The following is a 4,096-nucleotide window of genomic DNA, read 5'->3' as shown; positions in this document are numbered from 1 at the left end:
GTAGTAATTAAAAAGTAACCACTATCAACAAGGTGTTTCTTTATTGCATCTTTTCCAATCGTTCCAAAAACAACCCCAATGACAAATAGAAAACAAGGAATGTAAGTTCCTAAATATTTACTCCACTCTTTAGGTAATTCAGGACGCTTATTAAAACAAATACAAACAAACCCTATTATACTTAAAAACCAAAACCATGATAAAAAAGGAACTATAGAAAAAACGGAGGTTAACGCTATAGATTCTGGATGATATATATAAACATCCAGTATTGGGCTTATCGCATCAAATAATAAGAAAGGCATCCCGATTAATACAAGAGGGACTCCTAAAAAAATCAGAATTCTATTTAGCATTTGTGGCCTCTTTTAAGCCATTTATTATGTTTTCTTCTATCTTGTTTTCATCCCAAATATTAGAAATAATTACATCAACACCAACCCAAACCATCGCACCAACCACCATAGGAATGGCAACTCCAAGAGCGACCGTCAAGCAAATAATCCCACCGACAACTGCACCAGTGGCTAAAAGCTTAAACAAATCACTTCCCATACTACCGCACCAATCAACTAAATGATAATCATCATTAAACATCAATTCATTAGTATTGATTGTTGCCGATATAATTAAACTTAAAACAGCCCCTTTCTTAAATCCATTTAATGTATCTTCAGCTAAAACACCCAACTGCTTAATTGTAGGGTTTGTAATTCTATATGGATAATTTTTTTTGATATTTAATCCATTAACAACAGCATAATACTTCTTAGGGTCATTCCAGAGACTGGATATTATTACTCGTTCTATTCCCTGAGCATCAATATATTGTTTAACTGTAATACCAAAGCCACCTAAAGCTTTTGATATTTTTGCCGCAGTAATAATACCTATGCCCATATCTATTTTTGAATGAATGTCATCTAATAGTTTCAGAGTTTCACTTCCAATCGTTTCCCCTTCTTCATTTTTTTGATGCCAGATATTCATCGCACACTTTGCGGCATCATCAACAGAGAAAATACAAACTTGTGTATGTCTACCTTCTAAGTATTCTTTCAAATCGTCTTGTAGATCTTTGTTCCATTCTGGCTCTGTTAGATCGTAGGCCTGTAACGCTGCCGCGTTACGTTCTGCAGTAGCACGCACACGATTTTTTTCCCAACGAGCGTAATCTTCTTGGGTATACGTCAATTCAGCTTGACGCTCTCGACGTTGGCGGGCAGCTCGCTCCCTTACTGTTTCTTCTCGAGCTTGCGGTTTTCTTAATGACTCTTCTTCATGGAGTGGCTTATAACCTCCACCAGAAGAACTCAACGGTTTTTTCTTTCTATCCAAAAAATTGTGTGGCATCAGTTCACCTAACCTCAATTAACGTGATGACATCATAACGACACTTAAAGGTGCGTAATATTGGTCATATGTTAAATAGGCAACTTCACTATCAAAAACACCACTTAGAAGCCCCTCAAACGCTCTAGGCACGATTTCAGACTGAAATCCGGCACATTACCCACCAAAAAACATTTGAAAGTTTGTGACACTTTGAGAGCGATTTACATAGCAATCTAACTAACTTCTAAACTCACTCAGAAACACCTCTGAAATGCTCGTTTTTCACATGTTCAACCTGCAACTAGGCATCTATCATTATCCAAAAATAAAAATGCCTAGTTGGCTCAAACCGCACAAACGGTCATTTGCCGCGTCACAACAATCATTCGAATTAAACTCACATTCACTGAACCAAAGAGTAACTCTTGTTACTTCAAAACTTGGCTCAAATGACAGCAAACTAACAGCGTGAGATCTTAAGATCATAGAGAAAAATGAAACACGCTAACTTGTGTCGAGATTTACGAAAAGAAAGGACGAAAAGCATGAACTTCAAAAAACGTTACATGACCATAATATTGCTCGCATTAGGATTAGGAAGTACTCAAAAAGCGCCTATCAACGAATTAACACTGAACCTTGAGTTACAACATAACTGCTTAGTTTGTTTGTCCTGGTGAAACTAAGCGAAGCGTTTTTACCAAGACAAACGAACCGGCAACGAGCAGCGCGAGGCGACAGTTCGAACAGCGAAACAAAGTGAGTTAGTGAGCCATGTTTTTTTCTGGCTCAATCGCCCAAGCGCCCCCTTGCGGGGTTCAATTGCTAGTCAGAAAAAAATGCGAAGTGTCCAACGTAGCATCGAGAAAACAGGTGAGCCCCCGAACCTTTTTCTCGACAGGGGGAGCCGAACCAAACGCCCGTTCCCGAACGAAAAGGCGAGCAGTTCCCAAACTGCGTTTTGGTTTGGGGGCTTGCCCCAAAATCCGTTGAGCAGGCGAGACCAAGTCCGTATAACGATGTAAAAACGAGACTCTTTGGACTTGTCCAAAAAGGGCGACATTTTTCACGCTCTATAGGGGCTTGGTCTCGCGGAGCGAGGCGGATTTTGCTTTAAATTAGAATTTGAATTGTAGGGGCGTCCAGCCCCGAAGATTTACATTCTAATTCATTGAAAAAGCACGCTTTTTCAATATTCGCCCTTTGGCGAAACTTCTTGTTATTGTTTGGATTTCATCGGTGTCTGCGGTCGGGTGCTATACTCCCCCGATGATAGACACCGATGGCAGAGGCCGATGAACACACAATATCTGATCCAAGATAAAACCGAACGTTACCAACGAAATGCAGACAACATGCAATGCGTCATACAATTTTTAATACAAGAAACGTACTCCACAATCACCAACTTAATGGTGCTTTTGAATTATCAAAAAAGGCAGCCTCTCGATCGTTTACTGGCAAAACTAAAAGGCTTAGACCTCATCAAAAAGTACGAACTAAAAACGCCAAGAGGGAAGCTTGCATTGTGGGGAGTGACCGACTTAGGCCTTGCGCAAAACCAACAGAAAAGTAATGGCAGAGAGAAGAGTTTTGTACCGTACCGAGTCACGGCCAAGAATGCAGAACATAAAATGAAAGTACAGTTTGTGCAGCTCCAGCTACAAAAAAATGGATGGCGTGATTGGGAAAATGGTAAGCATGAAGATGTACGCAAAAAATATCAGGTAGCACACAAACCGGATGGCTTGGTGAAAAGTCCTTCGGGAGCAAAGATTGCACTCGAACTGATGCAAACAATTCAAACGCCATCACGCTACAGGACCATTTTTAAAGAGCACATACAGGCAAAAAAAGAGGGGTACTGGCATGCAGTCTTTTTCATCGTTGAGAGTAACGAAATGAAAAAGCTGTTAGAGAACCACTTCAACAAAATTGAATACATAAGGTTCAAAGAATCGAAGCACCCATTCGAGTATTATCGTTCAAACCTTTACCGAATCTTCACATTAGAAGAGGTAAAGACCTTACAAGAAACAAGAGACCAAAAGCGGTGAATAAGGTTGTCGCAAGACTCCCCAAATCAGCCCTTTCGGCTGCGCCGACCCCTACCCATTTCAACTCTAAACTTGAGTGATTTGGGTATCATCTATGGTCGCTTTCCGTGGAGTTTTGTCTCTTACCCTTTCGGGCTGCCCTGCGCTGTGTGTAAAGCTTTCGCCCCCGTTCCAGTCACACAACACTAATCAGTTATTCCTTTTCCGCTTGTCCCCTCTAGCAGCTACAAGGGGCGGTGTTATCGAGCTTTACGCTTAGTTCTGATTAGTGCCTTTACCTCTCACCTTTGGAACATCCCTTGGTCGGTGAGTGATGCGCGTCGTTCTGTCCAAAACATCTTGATTCCAAACAGAGTGCAGAAATACTCTTGAAGTGCTTACTTGATATGGTCTATCATGGAAGGACTTACACAACGATTTGGTCATCATTTGTGAGTATTCCGAAAAAACCACTCCGGCAAGAGTGGTTTTTTCACATCTGGGGATAGAGATTAATCCTAAAATCGTTAGATCTCAATGATCAATGCAAAGATCTTTGTTGCATACTCTTCTCAAATTTTTGTTTAATCAGCCCTATGGTATATATCTTTATCAAGAGATATATAAAATGATGTTCTTATCTTTTCTGTAGTAATTAAAAAGTAACCACTATCAACAAGGTGTTTCTTTATTGCATCTTTTCCAATCGTTCCAAAAACAACCCC

The 4,096-nt window shown here is 40.3% G+C and carries 3 protein-coding genes; 1 reads left to right on the top strand and 2 read right to left on the bottom strand.

Annotated elements, in window-relative coordinates; translation table 11 throughout:
* Both R7F67_RS23720 and R7F67_RS23715 read right to left on the bottom strand, forming a co-directional pair.
* Window positions 1–356, bottom strand: a 356-nt coding sequence (locus R7F67_RS23720) for a hypothetical protein (protein WP_318057406.1), incomplete at its 3' end; no start/stop codon positions are given.
* Window positions 346–1,353 carry a hypothetical protein gene (locus R7F67_RS23715; RefSeq protein WP_025789264.1) on the bottom strand — a complete coding sequence of 336 codons (1,008 nt, stop codon included), beginning with the start codon at window positions 1,351–1,353 and terminating at the stop codon, window positions 346–348. The genes R7F67_RS23715 and R7F67_RS23720, both read right to left, overlap by 11 nt.
* 1,277 nt (window positions 1,354–2,630) lie before the next feature.
* On the opposite strand from R7F67_RS23715, the gene mobC reads away from it, so the two are divergent.
* Window positions 2,631–3,392 carry a MobC family replication-relaxation protein gene (mobC, locus tag R7F67_RS23710; protein ID WP_025789262.1) on the top strand — a complete coding sequence of 254 codons (762 nt, stop codon included), beginning with the start codon at window positions 2,631–2,633 and terminating at the stop codon, window positions 3,390–3,392.
* The last annotated feature ends 704 nt before the right edge of the window (window positions 3,393–4,096 follow it).

The sequence above is a fragment of the Vibrio sp. YT-17 genome (genome assembly GCF_033337375.1).
Taxonomy (GTDB): Bacteria; Pseudomonadota; Gammaproteobacteria; order Enterobacterales; family Vibrionaceae; genus Vibrio; species Vibrio alginolyticus.
Note: the sequence above shows the minus strand (reverse complement) of the source record. Positions and strands in the feature narration are given on the sequence as shown.